Annotated in this window: 11 protein-coding genes, 6 tRNA genes, 3 rRNA genes, 1 pseudogene and 1 riboswitch; of the genes and pseudogenes, 17 read left to right on the top strand and 4 right to left on the bottom strand. The window is 50.9% G+C overall.

All coding sequences use genetic code 11. The annotated features are described in order from the left end of the window. The first annotated feature begins 19 nt into the window (after positions 1–19). The gene (oxyR, locus tag SK36_RS22830) at positions 20–937 is read left to right on the top strand and encodes a DNA-binding transcriptional regulator OxyR (protein ID WP_045449377.1); all 918 of its coding nucleotides are present in this window, start codon (positions 20–22) and stop codon (positions 935–937) included. On the opposite strand, the gene sthA is transcribed toward oxyR, so the two are convergent. Further along, on the bottom strand, positions 920–2,320 hold the full coding sequence (gene sthA / locus SK36_RS22835) for a Si-specific NAD(P)(+) transhydrogenase (protein ID WP_048223440.1): 1,401 nt from the start codon (positions 2,318–2,320) through the stop codon (positions 920–922). The two genes, oxyR and sthA, sit on opposite strands and share 18 nt — an antisense overlap. A gap of 191 nt (positions 2,321–2,511) precedes the next feature. Here sthA and fabR point away from each other — a divergent pair, with 191 nt between their 5' ends. Together fabR and SK36_RS22845 are read left to right on the top strand one after the other, a co-directional pair. Beyond that, positions 2,512–3,147, top strand: coding sequence for an HTH-type transcriptional repressor FabR (gene fabR, locus SK36_RS22840; protein ID WP_003028862.1), 636 nt, complete (start codon positions 2,512–2,514; stop codon positions 3,145–3,147). 15 nt (positions 3,148–3,162) lie between these two features. Continuing rightward, complete coding sequence (locus SK36_RS22845) at positions 3,163–3,522, top strand: YijD family membrane protein (protein ID WP_045449381.1); 360 nt, start codon at positions 3,163–3,165, stop codon at positions 3,520–3,522. 57 nt (positions 3,523–3,579) lie between these two features. On the opposite strand, the gene trmA is transcribed toward SK36_RS22845, so the two are convergent. After that, positions 3,580–4,680: a tRNA (uridine(54)-C5)-methyltransferase TrmA gene (gene trmA, locus SK36_RS22850; RefSeq protein WP_048223444.1), complete on the bottom strand. Its 1,101-nt coding sequence runs from the start codon at positions 4,678–4,680 to the stop codon at positions 3,580–3,582. A 115-nt stretch (positions 4,681–4,795) separates the two neighbouring features. Beyond that, positions 4,796–4,991: riboswitch (cobalamin riboswitch) on the top strand. 65 nt (positions 4,992–5,056) lie between these two features. Here trmA and btuB point away from each other — a divergent pair. From btuB to birA, 9 genes are all read left to right on the top strand, one after another. Further along, positions 5,057–6,940 carry a TonB-dependent vitamin B12 receptor BtuB gene (btuB, locus tag SK36_RS22855; RefSeq protein WP_048223446.1) on the top strand — a complete coding sequence of 628 codons (1,884 nt, stop codon included), beginning with the start codon at positions 5,057–5,059 and terminating at the stop codon, positions 6,938–6,940. Next, a complete protein-coding gene (murI, locus tag SK36_RS22860; protein WP_048223449.1) occupies positions 6,885–7,736 on the top strand; it encodes a glutamate racemase in 852 nt (283 codons plus the stop codon). The genes btuB and murI overlap by 56 nt, the downstream gene beginning before the upstream one ends. Positions 7,737–8,110: 374 nt before the next feature. Further along, a 16S ribosomal RNA gene (locus tag SK36_RS22865) occupies positions 8,111–9,652 on the top strand. A 70-nt stretch (positions 9,653–9,722) separates the two neighbouring features. Beyond that, a tRNA-Ile gene (locus tag SK36_RS22870) sits at positions 9,723–9,799 on the top strand. Positions 9,800–9,904: 105 nt separating this feature from the next. Further along, positions 9,905–9,980, top strand: a tRNA-Ala gene (locus SK36_RS22875). Positions 9,981–10,187: 207 nt separating this feature from the next. Continuing rightward, a 23S ribosomal RNA gene (locus tag SK36_RS22880) occupies positions 10,188–13,093 on the top strand. Positions 13,094–13,184: 91 nt separating this feature from the next. Further along, positions 13,185–13,300, top strand: a 5S ribosomal RNA gene (gene rrf, locus SK36_RS22885). Together the 16S, 23S and 5S rRNA genes with 2 tRNA genes alongside form the textbook arrangement of a ribosomal RNA operon. Before the next feature lie 162 nt (positions 13,301–13,462). Further along, complete coding sequence (gene murB, locus SK36_RS22890; protein ID WP_048223451.1) at positions 13,463–14,491, top strand: UDP-N-acetylmuramate dehydrogenase; 1,029 nt, start codon at positions 13,463–13,465, stop codon at positions 14,489–14,491. Continuing rightward, positions 14,488–15,450, top strand: a complete 963-nt coding sequence (birA, locus tag SK36_RS22895) for a bifunctional biotin--[acetyl-CoA-carboxylase] ligase/biotin operon repressor BirA (protein ID WP_045438322.1) — start codon at positions 14,488–14,490, stop codon at positions 15,448–15,450. Before murB ends, birA begins: the two co-directional genes overlap by 4 nt. A 32-nt stretch (positions 15,451–15,482) precedes the next feature. On the opposite strand, the gene coaA is transcribed toward birA, so the two are convergent. Beyond that, positions 15,483–16,433: a type I pantothenate kinase gene (gene coaA / locus SK36_RS22900; protein WP_045449387.1), complete on the bottom strand. Its 951-nt coding sequence runs from the start codon at positions 16,431–16,433 to the stop codon at positions 15,483–15,485. A 289-nt stretch (positions 16,434–16,722) separates the two neighbouring features. After that, positions 16,723–16,803: pseudogene (locus tag SK36_RS25120) on the bottom strand (hypothetical protein); the annotation flags it as partial. Positions 16,804–16,822: 19 nt separating this feature from the next. Between SK36_RS25120 and SK36_RS22905 the strand changes: the two are divergent. The 5 genes from SK36_RS22905 (at position 16,823) to tuf (ending at position 18,563) form a co-directional block, all read left to right on the top strand. Beyond that, positions 16,823–16,898 (top strand) — tRNA-Thr (locus SK36_RS22905). Between the two features lie 8 nt (positions 16,899–16,906). After that, positions 16,907–16,991 (top strand) — tRNA-Tyr (locus SK36_RS22910). 113 nt (positions 16,992–17,104) lie between these two features. Beyond that, a tRNA-Gly gene (locus SK36_RS22915) sits at positions 17,105–17,179 on the top strand. Positions 17,180–17,184: 5 nt separating this feature from the next. Further along, positions 17,185–17,260, top strand: a tRNA-Thr gene (locus SK36_RS22920). Between the two features lie 118 nt (positions 17,261–17,378). Next, a complete protein-coding gene (gene tuf, locus SK36_RS22925) occupies positions 17,379–18,563 on the top strand; it encodes an elongation factor Tu (RefSeq protein WP_003031109.1) in 1,185 nt (394 codons plus the stop codon). Positions 18,564–18,701: the final 138 nt, after the last annotated feature.

An 18,701-nucleotide genomic window follows, 5' to 3' on the forward strand; every position in this document is an offset into this window, starting at 1 on the left:
TGGCAATGGAGGATGAATAATGAATATTCGTGATCTTGAATACCTGGTAGCGCTAGCCGAACATCGTCACTTCCGACGAGCGGCGGACTCCTGCCACGTCAGCCAGCCAACGCTTAGCGGGCAAATCCGTAAGCTGGAAGATGAGCTTGGCGTCATGCTGCTGGAGCGTACGAGTCGTAAAGTGCTGTTCACTCAGGCGGGTTTACTGCTGGTGGATCAGGCGCGCACTGTGCTGCGTGAGGTCAAAGTGCTCAAGGAGATGGCAAGCCAACAAGGCGAGACAATGTCTGGTCCTCTGCATATTGGTTTGATCCCAACGGTGGGACCTTATCTGCTGCCGCATATTATCCCTATGTTGCACCAGACCTTCCCGAAACTGGAAATGTACCTGCATGAAGCGCAGACGCATCAGCTGCTGGCGCAACTGGATAGCGGTAAGCTTGACTGCGTAATTCTGGCGCTGGTGAAAGAGAGTGAGGCATTCATCGAAGTTCCGCTATTTGATGAGCCGATGTTGCTGGCGATCTATGAAGAACATTCATGGGCAAATCGCGAGTGCGTTCCGATGTCCGATTTGGCGGGTGAAAAACTGCTGATGCTGGAAGATGGCCACTGTCTGCGTGACCAGGCGATGGGGTTCTGCTTTGAAGCGGGTGCTGATGAAGATACCCATTTCCGGGCTACCAGCCTGGAAACGCTGCGTAACATGGTGGCGGCAGGCAGCGGTATTACCTTACTGCCCGCGCTGGCGGTTCCACCGGAGCGTAAGCGTGATGGTGTTGTCTATCTGCCGTGCATTAAGCCTGAACCACGCCGTACGATTGGCCTGGTGTATCGTCCTGGCTCGCCGCTGCGCAGCCGTTATGAACAGCTGGCAGAGGCCATCCGTGGAGCAATGGATGGCCATTTCGACAGTGCGTTAAAACAGGCGGTTTAGGCCATTTAGCGCCGCTACCCGATAGGCTTCCGCCATGGTCGGGTAGTTAAAGGTGGTGTTAACGAAGTACTCAATGGTGTTACCACCACCTTTTTGCTCCATTATCGCCTGACCGATATGAATAATTTCGGCAGCGCGTTCTCCAAAGCAGTGGATCCCTAAAATCTCTTTGGTTTCACGATGGAACAGGATCTTCAGCGTTCCTACACTCATCCCGACGATTTGGGCGCGAGCCAGATGTTTAAACTGAGCACGACCAACCTCGTAAGGGACTTTCATTGCTGTTAACTGCTGTTCGGTTTTCCCGACAGAGCTGATTTCCGGAATGGTGTAAATGCCAGTCGGAATGTCTTCGATCAAATGTGCGTTAGCTTCACCTTTCACCAGCGCCTGTGCGGCAATGCGGCCCTGATCGTAGGCTGCAGATGCAAGGCTCGGATAGCCGATAACATCTCCCACGGCATACACATGTGGCAGTGCCGTCTGGTACATGCTATTCACTTTGAGCTGCCCGCGGCTGTCTGTTTTCAGGCCAATGTTTTCCAGCGCCAGTGAATCTGTATTCCCGGTGCGACCATTCGCGTACAGCAGGCAGTCGGCTTTCAGCTTTTTGCCGGATTTCAGGTGCATGATGACGCCATCATCACAGCCTTCAATCTTCTCGTATTCTTCGTTGTGGCGAATAACAACACCACTGTTCCAGAAGTGATAAGAGAGCGAATCGGACATCTCCTGGTCGAGGAACGCCAGCAGACGGTCGCGGGTGTTGATTAAATCAACTTTGACGTCCATTCCGCGGAAAATCGACGCATATTCACAGCCAATCACGCCAGCGCCATAAATCAGCACATGGCGAGGTTCATGGTGCAGGCTGAGGATAGAATCGCTGTCGTAAACGCGCGGGTGGGAGAAGTCGACATCAACAGGGTGGTAAGGGCGTGAGCCACAGGCGATAACAAATTTATCTGCCGTTAGCGTTTCCACTGTGCCGTCGTGGCATTCCAGAGCAATGGTGTGTTCATCAACAAAGCGGGCATTCCCCTGCAGAATTTCGCAGTGGTTACGCTCGTAAAACCCTTGCCGCATGCGCGTTTGCTGGTTAATCACGTTATCAGCGTGATTGAGAATATCGGCAAAGGAGGAGCGGAGGAGTCGGGAATGGTCGCTGTAAAGGGGGTTCTGATTGAATTCAATGATACGGCTGACTGCGTGGCGGAGCGCTTTAGACGGGATAGTGCCCCAGTGGGTACAACCGCCGCCGACATTATGATAGCGCTCAATAACCGCGACGCGAGCTCCTTGCTTAACCAGACCCATTGCAGCGCCTTCGCCGCCGGGACCGGAACCTATTACTATTGCATCGTAATCGTAGGAATGTGACATGGTCAGGCTTACCTGTTCTTATACATAAAAGCAACAGAATAGTAACATCGTTGTCGGGATAACCCAATTATCGTTGTGCTTTTTTGCGAAGTCGAAGCACAAACTGCGCGTAAACAAACATTCACAAAGCCATGCCAACAACCTAATCTCTGGTATAGTGCCAGCAAGGTATATGGAAGGATTCAGACATCGTGATGGGCGTTAGAGCGCAACAAAAAGAAAAAACCCGGCGTTCGCTGGTAGAAGCTGCATTTAGTCAACTGAGCGCAGAACGTAGTTTTGCCAGCCTCAGTTTACGAGAAGTCGCTCGTGAAGCGGGCATTGCCCCAACTTCCTTTTATCGCCATTTTCGCGATGTGGATGAACTCGGCCTGACGATGGTAGACGAGAGTGGTCTGATGCTGCGCCAGCTAATGCGCCAGGCGCGTCAGCGTATCGCCAAGGGCGGTAGTGTGATCCGTACCTCGGTCTCAACATTTATGGAATTCATTGGCAACAATCCCAATGCCTTCCGTTTATTATTGCGCGAGCGCTCTGGTACCTCCGCAGCGTTTCGTGCAGCGGTAGCGCGTGAAATTCAGCATTTCATTGCGGAACTTGCGGACTATCTGGAACTCGAAAACCATATGCCTCGTGCGTTTACTGAAGCGCAAGCTGAAGCCATGGTGACGATTGTTTTCAGTGCGGGGGCAGAGGCACTGGATGTTGGCGCAGAACAGCGCCGGCAGTTGGAAGAGCGGTTGGTATTGCAGCTGCGCATGATCGCGAAAGGCGCATTTTATTGGTACCGCCGTGAACAAGAGAAGATGACGCATCACTCCGAGTAACGAGAAGGACGAGCAATGAAACAGTCAGGTCAAGATAAAGGTACTCTGCTGCTGGCGCTGGTTGCTGGCTTATCGATCAATGGCACATTCGCGGCGCTGTTTAGCTCCATTGTGCCATTCTCTGTATTCCCGATTATTTCGCTGGTGCTGACGGTTTACTGCCTGCATCAACGTTACCAAAATCGCACCATGCCTGTGGGATTGCCGGGTCTGGCTGCTGCCTGTTTCATTCTCGGCGTCCTGCTGTACAGTACCGTAGTGCGGGCTGAATATCCGGATATCGGCTCTAACTTCTTCCCGGCGGTACTGTCGGTAATTCTGGTGTTCTGGATCGGCTTCAAAGTGCGTAACCGTAAGCAGGAGATCTCTGAATAATTTCTCCGCTCTGTAGGCCCAATGGTGCTGTGCATATCGGGCCTACAGGACTGCAAACTACTTTGCTGTCAGCAATACACCACACTCCATATGGTGCGTATACGGGAACTGATCGAACAGAGCCAGACGTGAAACATTGTGCGTCTGGCTTAATGTTTCCAGGTTCTTACACAGTGTTTCCGGGTTGCAAGAGATGTACATAATTCGCGGATACGCCTGCACCATCTTCTCCGTTTCGCTGTCCAGACCGCTACGCGGTGGGTCCACGAAAATGGTTTCACACTGGTAGCTCTTCAGATCGATTCCCTGCAAACGGTTGAATTCACGTACACCGTTCATCGCCTGAGTAAACTCTTCAGCTGCCATACGAATAATTTGTACGTTATCTATGTGGTTGGCCGCAATGTTGTACTGTGCGGCTGCAACAGATGGCTTGGCGATTTCGGTTGCCAGTACGCGGTTGAAATTTTGTGCCAGGGCTAGTGAGAAGTTACCGTTGCCGCAGTAAAGTTCGAGCAGATCGCCTTTTGAATTTTTGGTGACATCAATCGCCCATTCCAGCATCTGAATATTCATGGAGGCGTTGGGTTGTGTAAAGCTGTTCTCAACCTGGCGGTAGATAATCTCCTTCCCCGCAACCGGCAAACGCTCGTCGATATAATCCTGATCGAGCTCGATTTTGGTTTTGGTTGCCCGACCAATCAGATGCACGTTCAGATTCTGTGCACGCAACGCGTCACGCAATACCTTGGCTTCCTGGCGCCATTCGTCATCCAGCTTTTTGTGATACAGCATAGATATCACCGCCTGATTGCTCATAGTGGTGAGGTAATCAATTTGGAAGAGTTTGTGACGCAGGATACGGTTGTTGCGAACACCTTCAATCATTGCCGTCATCAGCGTGTTGATGAGTTCGCTGGCCGCCGGAAAGCTGTCGACGCGAATACGGCTTTTGGTCTGTTGATCGAACATGATGTGATACAAATCATCACCGTCATGCCACAGGCGGAATTCAGCGCGCATGCGGTAATGACTGACCGGTGAGCGAAACACTTCCGGAGCTTGATCAGAGAATGGTGTCATTAAGCTCTGCAAACGCACCACTTTTTCAGCTAACTGCGCGTCATACTGTTCTGTCGGAAGGTGTTCGGGGGTCATGATGTATCCTGAAAAATAAAAGTACGCGGGGATTGTAGGGATTGCTCAGTAGATGTCCAGTTATTGATGATTTCCGATATTGTGATATACGGTCTGGACACAAGGTTGTAACAGACTGTAGCATCCGCGTTCCGGTCCTGTGAGTTAATAGGGAATCCAGTGTGAATCTGGAGCTGACGCGCAGCGGTAAAGAAAGGTGAGATGAGAGCGTAAGCAGACACTGCCTGCGGGTGGGAAGTCTTCATTTCTTTTTATTCTATATCCTGAATAACCTTCCAAGCCCGAAGACCTGCCGGCTAACGTCGCATCTGGTTTTCACCATCGCGTACTATCGGTGGGGCCTGCGGCATCCTTCTTATATTGTGGATGCTTTACAATGATTAAAAAATCGTTGCTGTTGACGGCACTCTCCGTCGCGGCATCTTCTGGTTGGGCGCAGGACGCTAGCCCGGATACACTCGTCGTCACTGCGAACCGTTTTCAGCAGCCTGTTAATACTGTTCTGGCGCCTACCGATGTGGTGACACATGAAGATATTCAGCGCTGGCAGTCAAAAGATCTCAATGACGTAATGCGCCGCCTTCCTGGTGTGGACATCTCGCAGAGTGGCGGTATGGGGAGTAGTTCTTCTCTGTATGTCCGTGGCACTGAATCGCGCCATGTTCTGGTATTGATTGATGGTGTGCCAATGGCGCGTGCGGGTATTGGCAACGCGATTGATATTGGTCAGATTCCGGTATCGTTGGTGCAACGCATTGAATACATTCGCGGACCGCGTTCAGCGGTGTACGGATCTGGCGCGATTGGTGGTGTGGTCAATATCATTACCATGTCGGATGATGAGCGCGCGCAAATTAATGCAGGGATGGGAACGCACGGCTACCAGACCTATGATGGTGCGGTTAACAAGCGTTTTGGCGACACGATGGTGACAGCGGCCGGCGCGTACCAGACCACCAAAGGCTTTAATATCCAGCCTAATTCTCCTTACAGCGGTGACAGCGATCGTGATGGCTACCGTAATAAGCTGTTCTGGGGTGGCGTGCAGCACAAGTTTGACGATAACCTCTCTGGCTTCTTCCGCGGCTATAGCTATACCGCTAACAGCGATTACGACCAGGGTTCAGCATATGGTTCTGCTAAAGGTAATGAAGAAGGCCAGAATTACAACCAATCCTGGGATACAGGTCTGCGCTACAATTCTGGTATCTATTCTTCCCAACTGATCGCTAATTACCAACATCTTAAAAATTACAACTACACCAATAATCTTGGTCGCTATGCGGGTGATGCCACGCTGGATGACATGGAACAGCGCTATATCCAGTGGGGTAATAGCGTTGAGGTCGGGCATGGGGCGATTAATGGTGGTGTTGACTGGAAACAGGAAAAGCTGACATCCAGCAGCACAACAAAATCCGATGTCTACAAACGCGATACCACCGGGCTTTACCTGACCGGGCAACAACAGATCGATAGTGTGACGCTGGAAGCTTCAGGCCGTGAAGACCACGACGAGCAGTTTGGCTGGCATGGTACGTGGCAGACCGCCGCCGGTTGGGAGTTTGTGGACGGCTATCGCGCAACGCTTTCCTACGGAACCAGCTTCCTGGCGCCGTCTCTGGGTCAGCAGTTTGGCGCTACACGTTATGCTTCGGAATATTATTCTGGTATCTCTGCCAACCCGGATTTGAAGCCAGAAGAGTCTAAACAGTGGGAAGCGGGGATTGATGGTTTAACCGGGCCACTGGATTGGCGTCTCTCGGCATACCGTTATGAAATTCAAAACCTGATAGACTATAAAAGCACTAATGGCCTCAACCAGTATGTCAACGTCAAGTCGGCAACTATTAAGGGGCTTGAGTGGACGGGGAATGTGACGACCGGCCCGGTGGAACATCACCTGACGCTGCAATATGTTGATCCGCGCGATGATGAAACCAATAAGACCCTTGCTCGCCGTGCGAAACAGCAGGTGAAGTATGAGCTGACGGGGCAGATTTATGATCTCGGCTGGAATGTGGCTTACCAGTATATGGGGCAGCGCAATGACAACGCCTATGACGAAGCAACCGGCACTTCTCATCCGGTTAAACTAGGTGGTGTTAGTCTGTGGGATATTGGACTTTCATATCCGGTCACCTCACAACTGACAGTTCGTGGTAAAATCGCCAACCTGTTCGATAAAGATTACGAGACAGTTTATGGCTACGAAACTGCAGGACGGGAATACACCTTGTCTGGCAGCTACACCTTCTGATCCACGTCCCACCGTGCTGGTGTTTGATTCCGGCGTCGGTGGGTTGTCGGTCTACAATGAGATCCGGAATCTCTTGCCGGATCTCCACTATATATACGCTTTCGATAACGTTGCCTTTCCTTATGGAGAGAAGAGCGAGGAGTTTATTGTCGAGCGTGTCGTTGAGATAGTTACTGCGGTTCAGCTGCGCTACCCCCTTTCACTTGCTGTCATCGCGTGTAATACCGCAAGTACGGTGTCACTCCCCGCCTTACGCGAAAAGTTCGCCTTCCCGGTAGTTGGTGTTGTACCTGCTATTAAACCGGCGGCGCGACTCACGGCTAATGGCATCGTCGGGTTACTGGCTACGCGTGCGACAGTAAAGCGCTCTTATACGCACGAACTGATTGAGCGGTTTGCTAACGAATGCCAGATTGCAATGCTGGGATCCGCTGAGCTGGTGGAGCTGGCTGAAGCGAAGCTCCACGGTGAACCTGTTTCCCTGGAGGAACTGCGTCGTATTCTGCGGCCGTGGCTACGGATGCCAGAGCCACCGGATACGGTGGTCCTGGGATGTACGCATTTCCCTCTATTACAGGAAGAACTTTTGCAGGTTCTTCCTGAAGGGACGCGACTGGTGGATTCAGGAGCAGCGATTGCGCGTCGAACGGCTTGGTTATTAGAACATGAAGCGCCTGATGCGAAATCAACTGATGAGAACATTGCCTTCTGCATGGCAATGACGACAGAAGCTGAACAATTATTGCCCGTTTTGCAGCGTTATGGCTTCAAAACGCTCGAAAAGCTGACGGTTTAATCAGTTTTGGTGAAAAAACACGCACTCAGAAAGTTATTTTAAATTTCCCCTTGTCAGCCTGAAATAACTCCCTATAATGCGCCTCCACTGACACGGAACAACGGACTACAGGCCGCCGGGTCAGCGGGGTTCCACTGAGAACTTCGCAGAGAAAAGCAAAAATAAATGCTTGACTCTGAAGCGGGATGGCGTAATATGCACACCCCGCGCCGCTGAGAAAAAGCGAAGCGGCACTGCTCTTTAACAATTTATCAGACAATCTGTGTGGGCACTCAATGATACGGATTCTTAACGTCGCAAGACGAAAAATGAATACCAAGTCTCTGAGTGAACACGTAATTCATTACGAAGTTTAATTCACGAGCATCAAACTTAAATTGAAGAGTTTGATCATGGCTCAGATTGAACGCTGGCGGCAGGCCTAACACATGCAAGTCGAACGGTAGCACAGAGGAGCTTGCTCCTTGGGTGACGAGTGGCGGACGGGTGAGTAATGTCTGGGAAACTGCCCGATGGAGGGGGATAACTACTGGAAACGGTAGCTAATACCGCATAACGTCGCAAGACCAAAGAGGGGGACCTTCGGGCCTCTTGCCATCGGATGTGCCCAGATGGGATTAGCTAGTAGGTGGGGTAACGGCTCACCTAGGCGACGATCCCTAGCTGGTCTGAGAGGATGACCAGCCACACTGGAACTGAGACACGGTCCAGACTCCTACGGGAGGCAGCAGTGGGGAATATTGCACAATGGGCGCAAGCCTGATGCAGCCATGCCGCGTGTATGAAGAAGGCCTTCGGGTTGTAAAGTACTTTCAGCGAGGAGGAAGGTGTTGAGGTTAATAACCTCAGCAATTGACGTTACTCGCAGAAGAAGCACCGGCTAACTCCGTGCCAGCAGCCGCGGTAATACGGAGGGTGCAAGCGTTAATCGGAATTACTGGGCGTAAAGCGCACGCAGGCGGTCTGTCAAGTCGGATGTGAAATCCCCGGGCTCAACCTGGGAACTGCATCCGAAACTGGCAGGCTAGAGTCTTGTAGAGGGGGGTAGAATTCCAGGTGTAGCGGTGAAATGCGTAGAGATCTGGAGGAATACCGGTGGCGAAGGCGGCCCCCTGGACAAAGACTGACGCTCAGGTGCGAAAGCGTGGGGAGCAAACAGGATTAGATACCCTGGTAGTCCACGCCGTAAACGATGTCGACTTGGAGGTTGTGCCCTTGAGGCGTGGCTTCCGGAGCTAACGCGTTAAGTCGACCGCCTGGGGAGTACGGCCGCAAGGTTAAAACTCAAATGAATTGACGGGGGCCCGCACAAGCGGTGGAGCATGTGGTTTAATTCGATGCAACGCGAAGAACCTTACCTACTCTTGACATCCAGAGAACTTAGCAGAGATGCTTTGGTGCCTTCGGGAACTCTGAGACAGGTGCTGCATGGCTGTCGTCAGCTCGTGTTGTGAAATGTTGGGTTAAGTCCCGCAACGAGCGCAACCCTTATCCTTTGTTGCCAGCGGTCCGGCCGGGAACTCAAAGGAGACTGCCAGTGATAAACTGGAGGAAGGTGGGGATGACGTCAAGTCATCATGGCCCTTACGAGTAGGGCTACACACGTGCTACAATGGCATATACAAAGAGAAGCGACCTCGCGAGAGCAAGCGGACCTCATAAAGTATGTCGTAGTCCGGATTGGAGTCTGCAACTCGACTCCATGAAGTCGGAATCGCTAGTAATCGTGGATCAGAATGCCACGGTGAATACGTTCCCGGGCCTTGTACACACCGCCCGTCACACCATGGGAGTGGGTTGCAAAAGAAGTAGGTAGCTTAACCTTCGGGAGGGCGCTTACCACTTTGTGATTCATGACTGGGGTGAAGTCGTAACAAGGTAACCGTAGGGGAACCTGCGGTTGGATCACCTCCTTACCTTAAAGAACCGTTCCTTGTAGTGTCCACACAGATTGTCTGATGAAAATTAGCAGTAAGAAATCTCTGCAGGCTTGTAGCTCAGGTGGTTAGAGCGCACCCCTGATAAGGGTGAGGTCGGTGGTTCAAGTCCACTCAGGCCTACCAAATTCGCTCCCGCGCTTTGTTGTGCCAAAGCTCGCATACTTCAGTATGCTTCGCTTCGCCACGCCGCGCCCGGAAACGAATTGAGGTGAACGAGATGACTTCGATGGGGCTATAGCTCAGCTGGGAGAGCGCCTGCTTTGCACGCAGGAGGTCTGCGGTTCGATCCCGCATAGCTCCACCATTACTTACTGCAAAAATACCAAGAAAACTTCAGAGTGTACCTGAAAAGGTTCACTGCGAAGTTTCGCTCTTTAAAAATCTGGATCAAGCTGAAAATTGAAACGACACACTGTGTCTGTTCTCCGTAATAAGAACAGATAAATGGTGTGTTCGAGTCTCTCAAATTTTCGCAAGTCGAAATGTTTTACGAAACATCTTCGGGTTGTGAGGTTAAGCGACTAAGCGTACACGGTGGATGCCCTGGCAGTCAGAGGCGATGAAGGACGTGCTAATCTGCGATAAGCGTCGGTAAGGTGATATGAACCGTTATAACCGGCGATTTCCGAATGGGGAAACCCAGTGTGATTCGTCACACTATCATTGCGTGAATACATAGCGTAATGAAGCGAACCGGGGGAACTGAAACATCTAAGTACCCCGAGGAAAAGAAATCAACCGAGATTCCCCCAGTAGCGGCGAGCGAACGGGGAGCAGCCCAGAGTCTGAATCAGCATGTGTGGTAGTGGAACGGTCTGGAAAGTCCGACGGTACAGGGTGATAGTCCCGTACACAAAATCACACGTGTTGTGAACTCGAAGAGTAGGGCGGGACACGTGGTATCCTGTCTGAATATGGGGGGACCATCCTCCAAGGCTAAATACTCCTGACTGACCGATAGTGAACCAGTACCGTGAGGGAAAGGCGAAAAGAACCCCGGCGAGGGGAGTGAAAAAGAACCTGAAACCGTGTACGTACAAGCAGTGGGAGCCTCTTTATGGGGTGACTGCGTACCTTTTGTATAATGGGTCAGCGACTTATATTCTGTAGCAAGGTTAACCGAATAGGGGAGCCGAAGGGAAACCGAGTCTTAACTGGGCGTTAAGTTGCAGGGTATAGACCCGAAACCCGGTGATCTAGCCATGGGCAGGTTGAAGGTTGGGTAACACTAACTGGAGGACCGAACCGACTAATGTTGAAAAATTAGCGGATGACTTGTGGCTGGGGGTGAAAGGCCAATCAAACCGGGAGATAGCTGGTTCTCCCCGAAAGCTATTTAGGTAGCGCCTCGTGAACTCATCTTCGGGGGTAGAGCACTGTTTCGGCTAGGGGGTCATCCCGACTTACCAACCCGATGCAAACTGCGAATACCGAAGAATGTTATCACGGGAGACACACGGCGGGTGCTAACGTCCGTCGTGAAGAGGGAAACAACCCAGACCGCCAGCTAAGGTCCCAAAGTCATGGTTAAGTGGGAAACGATGTGGGAAGGCACAGACAGCCAGGATGTTGGCTTAGAAGCAGCCATCATTTAAAGAAAGCGTAATAGCTCACTGGTCGAGTCGGCCTGCGCGGAAGATGTAACGGGGCTAAACCATGCACCGAAGCTGCGGCAGCGACACTATGTGTTGTTGGGTAGGGGAGCGTTCTGTAAGCCGTTGAAGGTGTCCTGTGAGGGGTGCTGGAGGTATCAGAAGTGCGAATGCTGACATAAGTAACGATAATGCGGGTGAAAAACCCGCACGCCGGAAGACCAAGGGTTCCTGTCCAACGTTAATCGGGGCAGGGTGAGTCGACCCCTAAGGCGAGGCCGAAAGGCGTAGTCGATGGGAAACAGGTTAATATTCCTGTACTTGGTGTTACTGCGAAGGGGGGACGGAGAAGGCTATGTTAGCCGGGCGACGGTTGTCCCGGTTTAAGCATGTAGGCGGAGGTTCCAGGTAAATCCGGTACCTTTTAACGCTGAGGTGTGATGACGAGGCACTACGGTGCTGAAGTAACAAATGCCCTGCTTCCAGGAAAAGCCTCTAAGCATCAGGTAACACGAAATCGTACCCCAAACCGACACAGGTGGTCAGGTAGAGAATACCAAGGCGCTTGAGAGAACTCGGGTGAAGGAACTAGGCAAAATGGTGCCGTAACTTCGGGAGAAGGCACGCTGATATGTAGGTGAAGTGATTTACTCATGGAGCTGAAATCAGTCGAAGATACCAGCTGGCTGCAACTGTTTATTAAAAACACAGCACTGTGCAAACACGAAAGTGGACGTATACGGTGTGACGCCTGCCCGGTGCCGGAAGGTTAATTGATGGGGTTATCCGTAAGGAGAAGCTCTTGATCGAAGCCCCGGTAAACGGCGGCCGTAACTATAACGGTCCTAAGGTAGCGAAATTCCTTGTCGGGTAAGTTCCGACCTGCACGAATGGCGTAATGATGGCCAGGCTGTCTCCACCCGAGACTCAGTGAAATTGAACTCGCTGTGAAGATGCAGTGTACCCGCGGCAAGACGGAAAGACCCCGTGAACCTTTACTATAGCTTGACACTGAACACTGGTCCTTGATGTGTAGGATAGGTGGGAGGCTTTGAAGTGTGGACGCCAGTCTGCATGGAGCCAACCTTGAAATACCACCCTTTAATGGCTGGTGTTCTAACGTAGACCCGTAATCCGGGTTGCGGACAGTGTCTGGTGGGTAGTTTGACTGGGGCGGTCTCCTCCTAAAGAGTAACGGAGGAGCACGAAGGTTAGCTAATCCTGGTCGGACATCAGGAGGTTAGTGCAAAGGCATAAGCTAGCTTGACTGCGAGAGTGACGGCTCGAGCAGGTGCGAAAGCAGGTCTTAGTGATCCGGTGGTTCTGAATGGAAGGGCCATCGCTCAACGGATAAAAGGTACTCCGGGGATAACAGGCTGATACCGCCCAAGAGTTCATATCGACGGCGGTGTTTGGCACCTCGATGTCGGCTCATCACATCCTGGGGCTGAAGTAGGTCCCAAGGGTATGGCTGTTCGCCATTTAAAGTGGTACGCGAGCTGGGTTTAGAACGTCGTGAGACAGTTCGGTCCCTATCTGCCGTGGGCGCTGGAGAATTGAGGGGGGCTGCTCCTAGTACGAGAGGACCGGAGTGGACGCATCACTGGTGTTCGGGTTGTCATGCCAATGGCATTGCCCGGTAGCTAAATGCGGAAGAGATAAGTGCTGAAAGCATCTAAGCACGAAACTTGCCCCGAGATGAGTTCTCCCTGAGACTTTAAGTCTCCTGAAGGAACGTTGAAGACGACGACGTTGATAGGTCGGGTGTGTAAGTGTAGCGATACATTGAGCTAACCGATACTAATGAACCGTGAGGCTTAACCTTACAACGCCGAAGCTGTTTTGGCGAAGAGACGAAATTTCAGCTTGATACAGATTAAATTGACATGCGAAAGCGTGTTGATAAACAGAATTTGCCTGGCGGCTGTAGCGCGGTGGTCCCACCTGACCCCATGCCGAACTCAGAAGTGAAACGCCGTAGCGCCGATGGTAGTGTGGGGTCTCCCCATGCGAGAGTAGGGAACTGCCAGGCATCAAATCAGTGAAGAAGCCCATCCTGCCGGATGGGCTTTTTTGCGTCTGCGGACTGCAGGAAATACTGCCGTCCGGCACAACACAACCACTCTTCCATAACACAAGCCATCCTGCGGCATATGCGGTAAACTAAACGCGATTTTGCATCAGGAAAGCGTCTATGAATCACTCCCTTAAAGCCTGGAATACCTTCGGTATCGATCAATATGCTAACGAGCTTGTCTGCGCCGAAAACGAGCAACAACTACTTAGTGCCTGGCAATCAGCTAACGCATTACATTATCCAGTACTGATCCTGGGCGAAGGGAGTAATGTCCTGTTCCTTGATTCCTTCCATGGTGCGGTAATTATCAACCGCATCAAGGGCATTGAGGTTACAGAACAACCTGACGCGTGGCATTTACATGTGGGGGCTGGTGAAAACTGGCACAACCTGGTACAGCATACGCTGCAGCTTGGCATGCCGGGGCTGGAAAATCTGGCATTAATTCCCGGTTGCGTTGGCTCTTCACCTATCCAGAATATTGGTGCTTATGGCGTAGAGTTACAACGTGTCTGTGAATATGTTGACTGTGTTGAACTGTCCACAGCCAAGCAATTGCGCGTCAATGCCGCAGAATGTCGCTTTGGTTACCGTGATAGCATCTTCAAACATGAGTACCAGGATCGTTTTGCAATTGTGGCTGTTGGTCTGCGCTTGCCTAAACAATGGCAGCCGGTGTTGACCTACGGTGACTTAGCTCGCCTTGATCCTGTTACGGTGACTCCTCTGCAGGTGTTTGAATCCGTCTGCCACATGCGCACAACAAAACTACCTGATCCGAAAGTGCACGGTAATGCGGGAAGCTTCTTTAAAAACCCGGTTGTTACAGCTGAAGTGGCAAAGATTTTGCTTTCGCAATTCCCCACTGCGCCTCATTATCCTCAGGCGGATGGTTCCGTAAAACTGGCCGCTGGCTGGCTCATCGATCAGTGCCAGCTAAAAGGTATGCGTATTGGTGGGGCTGCAGTACATCAGCAGCAGGCACTGGTACTGATTAATGCTGACAATGCAACGAGCCAGGATGTTATTCAGCTTGCACATTATGTCCGTCAAAAAGTAGGTGAAAAATTCAATGTCTGGCTCGAACCGGAAGTGAGGTTTATTGGACCTCAGGGGGAAGTGAATGCCGTGGAGATTATTACATGAAGGATAATACCGTACCCCTGACGCTCATCTCGTTATTAGCAGATGGTGAATTTCATTCAGGCGAACAGCTTGGTGAAAAACTTGGAATGAGTCGTGCGGCTATCAATAAACACGTTCAGACATTGCGCGACTGGGGTGTTGATGTATTTACTGTTCCTGGTAAAGGATACAGCCTACCGGAGCCTATCCAGCTGTTGGATTCAGCACTTATTCATTCCCAGCTGAATAGCGGAAATGTAACCGTCTTACCCGTTATCGATTCAACCAACCAATATCTGCTGGACCGAATTAGCCAACTGGAGTCAGGCGATGCCTGTGTCGCTGAATATCAGCAGGCCGGGCGTGGACGTCGCGGGCGAAAATGGTTTTCGCCGTTTGGCGCTAACCTGTATCTGTCAATGTTCTGGCGTCTGGAGCAGGGGCCGGCAGCAGCAATTGGCCTGAGTCTGGTTATTGGTATCGTCATGGCAGAGGTTTTACGCGATCTGGGTGCTGATCAGGTTCGTGTGAAATGGCCTAACGATCTCTATCTGCTCGACCGGAAACTGGCGGGCATTCTGGTTGAACTCACTGGTAAGACGGGCGATGCAGCGCAGATTGTTATTGGTGCAGGTATTAACATGGCCATGCGCCGGGTCGAAGAGGATGTGGTAAATCAAGGATGGATTAACCTCCAGGAAGCCGGAATTAACATTGACCGCAATACACTTGCTGCCCGGCTGATCCGTGATCTACGTGCTGCGCTGGTACTGTTTGAGCAAGAGGGATTAGCGCCTTATCTGTCCCGTTGGAAAAAACTGGATAACTTTATCAATCGGCCCGTTAAGCTGATTATCGGGGATAAAGAAATATTTGGTATATCCAGGGGAATAGATGCGCAAGGCGCACTATTGCTTGAGCAAGATGGTGTGATAAAACCATGGATGGGCGGAGAAATATCACTCAGAAGTGCAGAATAATAAAAAGGGGAGCCGTTGCTCCCCCTTTTTTATTATTTTCGTAGTCTGACTTGCTCAACGGCATGGTTGCCACTTTTAGTCATAATCAAGCTGGCACGCTCACGCGTAGGTAATATATTTTGCTTTAAATTCAGCCAGTTAATTTCTTTCCAAAGAGAGGTGGCCGTATTAATGGCCTCATCTTCTGATAATTTCGCATAGTTATGGAAATAAGAATCCGGATTGGTAAATGCCCCTTCGCGGAATTTCAGGAAACGGTTGATATACCACGTCTGGAGTAATTCTTCTGGCGCGTCCACGTAAATAGAGAAATCGACAAAGTCAGAAACAAATACATGATGTGGATCGTGAGGATAATCCATCCCGCTTTGTAATACATTTAATCCTTCGAGGATCAATATATCGGGCTGTGCGACAGTTTTGTCACCATCAGGAATCACGTCATAAATTAGATGTGAATAGACCGGGGCCGTGACGTTTGGTACACCTGATTTAATATCGGAAACGAATTTTACCAGACGATGCATATCATAGGACTCAGGGAAGCCTTTCTTCTTCATTAGTCCACGATCTTTCAACACCTGATTGGGGTGAAGAAAGCCATCGGTAGTAATCAACTCAACCTTGCGATGCTCTGGCCAGCGACTCAACAATGCCTGCAGGACACGCGCAGTCGTACTTTTACCAACCGCGACACTGCCAGCAATACTGATGATATAAGGAATACGTTCGCCGTTAGTGCCCAGGAATTGCTCCAGAACAGCCTGGCGGCGCAGATTTGAACTGATATAAAAATTTAGTAAACGCGACAGAGGCAAATAAATTTCGGCAACTTCTTCCAGCGACAGGTCTTCATTAATGCCTTTCAGACGAGCAATCTCGTCCTCGGTCAGAGTCATTGGCACGGAATCACGAAGCGCAGCCCACTGGTTGCGATCAAACTGTAGGTAAGGCGTCATTAACGCTTGCTCTTTTATACTCATACGCATGGTCTGGCTGTCATTGCTGTATCAGGTCAGTGGTAAAAACGAATCATCCCCGGCACGCAATGGCACGTCACATTTCAGTTAATTTGGACAATGGGCAGGAGGGTAACACCAGATGGGGGCGAATAATAAGAAAAAATCATCACCTGAAAAGCAATGTGACGGGCATTCCATATATATAAAGATGCACTTTCTGTCTGCAGGTAAACACGCTGTGAAGCAAAATGCCTCCATTAAAGGGTAACGACCGCTGGAAATTTGCTCAATCCACAGTGCGAATAGATTATTTATCGGTCGTATAGTGCAAAATGTGAGCGATAGAACATTTTATGCAATTTTTTAGTTGCATGCGCACGCAGGTCTCCATAAAATGCGCGCTACTTGATGCCGACTTAGCTCAGTAGGTAGAGCAACTGACTTGTAATCAGTAGGTCACCAGTTCGATTCCGGTAGTCGGCACCATCAAGTCCGGTGGGGTTCCCGAGCGGCCAAAGGGAGCAGACTGTAAATCTGCCGTCACAGACTTCGAAGGTTCGAATCCTTCCCCCACCACCACTTTCTGGCAGCGTTATCGCCGCCTGAGTTGGTTAAAAAATTAATCAGCTCGTACGAAGAAGAGAGAATCTCTTTTTTGTTACAGAAAGAACTGGGTAGCCGAGTTTCAGGATGCGGGCATCGTATAATGGCTATTACCTCAGCCTTCCAAGCTGATGATGCGGGTTCGATTCCCGCTGCCCGCTCCAGACGTGCTGATATGGCTCAGTTGGTAGAGCGCACCCTTGGTAAGGGTGAGGTCCCCAGTTCGACTCTGGGTATCAGCACCACTTCACTTCTCCTTCCCGTTTCTCTCTGTTTACTTTTAAAAGCATTCAACAGCTCAGGTATATTGCCTGGTTGATGTGGTGATATCACCGATTTATCCGTGTCTTAGAGGGACAATCGATGTCTAAAGAAAAATTTGAACGTACAAAACCGCACGTTAACGTCGGTACTATCGGCCACGTTGACCATGGTAAAACAACGCTGACCGCTGCAATCACTACCGTTCTGGCTAAAACCTACGGCGGTGCTGCTCGCGCATTCGATCAGATCGATAACGCTCCGGAAGAAAAAGCTCGTGGTATCACCATCAACACTTCTCACGTTGAATATGACACCCCGACTCGCCACTACGCGCACGTAGACTGCCCGGGCCACGCCGACTATGTTAAAAACATGATCACCGGTGCTGCGCAGATGGACGGCGCGATCCTGGTTGTTGCTGCGACTGACGGCCCGATGCCGCAGACTCGTGAGCACATCCTGCTGGGTCGTCAGGTAGGCGTTCCGTACATCATCGTGTTCCTGAACAAATGCGACATGGTTGATGACGAAGAGCTGCTGGAACTGGTAGAAATGGAAGTTCGTGAACTTCTGTCTCAGTACGATTTCCCGGGCGACGACACTCCGATCGTTCGTGGTTCTGCTCTGAAAGCGCTGGAAGGCGAAGCAGAGTGGGAAGCGAAAATCATCGAACTGGCTGGCTTCCTGGATTCTTACATCCCGGAACCAGAGCGTGCGATTGACAAGCCGTTCCTGCTGCCTATCGAAGACGTATTCTCCATCTCCGGTCGTGGTACCGTTGTTACCGGTCGTGTAGAGCGCGGTATCATCAAAGTTGGTGAAGAAGTTGAAATCGTTGGTATCAAAGAGACTGCTAAGTCTACCTGTACTGGCGTTGAAATGTTCCGCAAACTGCTGGACGAAGGCCGTGCTGGTGAGAACGTTGGTGTTCTGCTGCGTGGTATCAAACGTGAAGAAATCGAACGTGGTCAGGTACTGGCTAAGCCGGGTTCAATCAAGCCGCACACCAAGTTCGAATCTGAAGTGTACATTCTGTCCAAAGACGAAGGCGGCCGTCATACTCCGTTCTTCAAAGGCTACCGTCCGCAGTTCTACTTCCGTACTACTGACGTGACTGGTACCATCGAACTGCCAGAAGGCGTAGAGATGGTAATGCCGGGCGACAACATCAAAATGGTTGTTACCCTGATCCACCCGATCGCGATGGACGACGGTCTGCGTTTCGCAATCCGTGAAGGCGGCCGTACCGTTGGCGCGGGCGTTGTTGCCAAAGTAATGAGCTAATTGCCGATAACATTTGACGCAATGCGCAATAAAAGGGCATCATTTGATGCCCTTTTTGCACGCTTTCACACCAGAACCTGGCTCATCAGTGATTTTTTTTGTCATAATCATTGCTGAGACAGGCTCTGAAGAGGGCGT

This window comes from Citrobacter sp. MGH106, assembly GCF_001037495.1.
In the GTDB taxonomy this organism is placed as follows: domain Bacteria; phylum Pseudomonadota; class Gammaproteobacteria; order Enterobacterales; family Enterobacteriaceae; genus Citrobacter; species Citrobacter murliniae.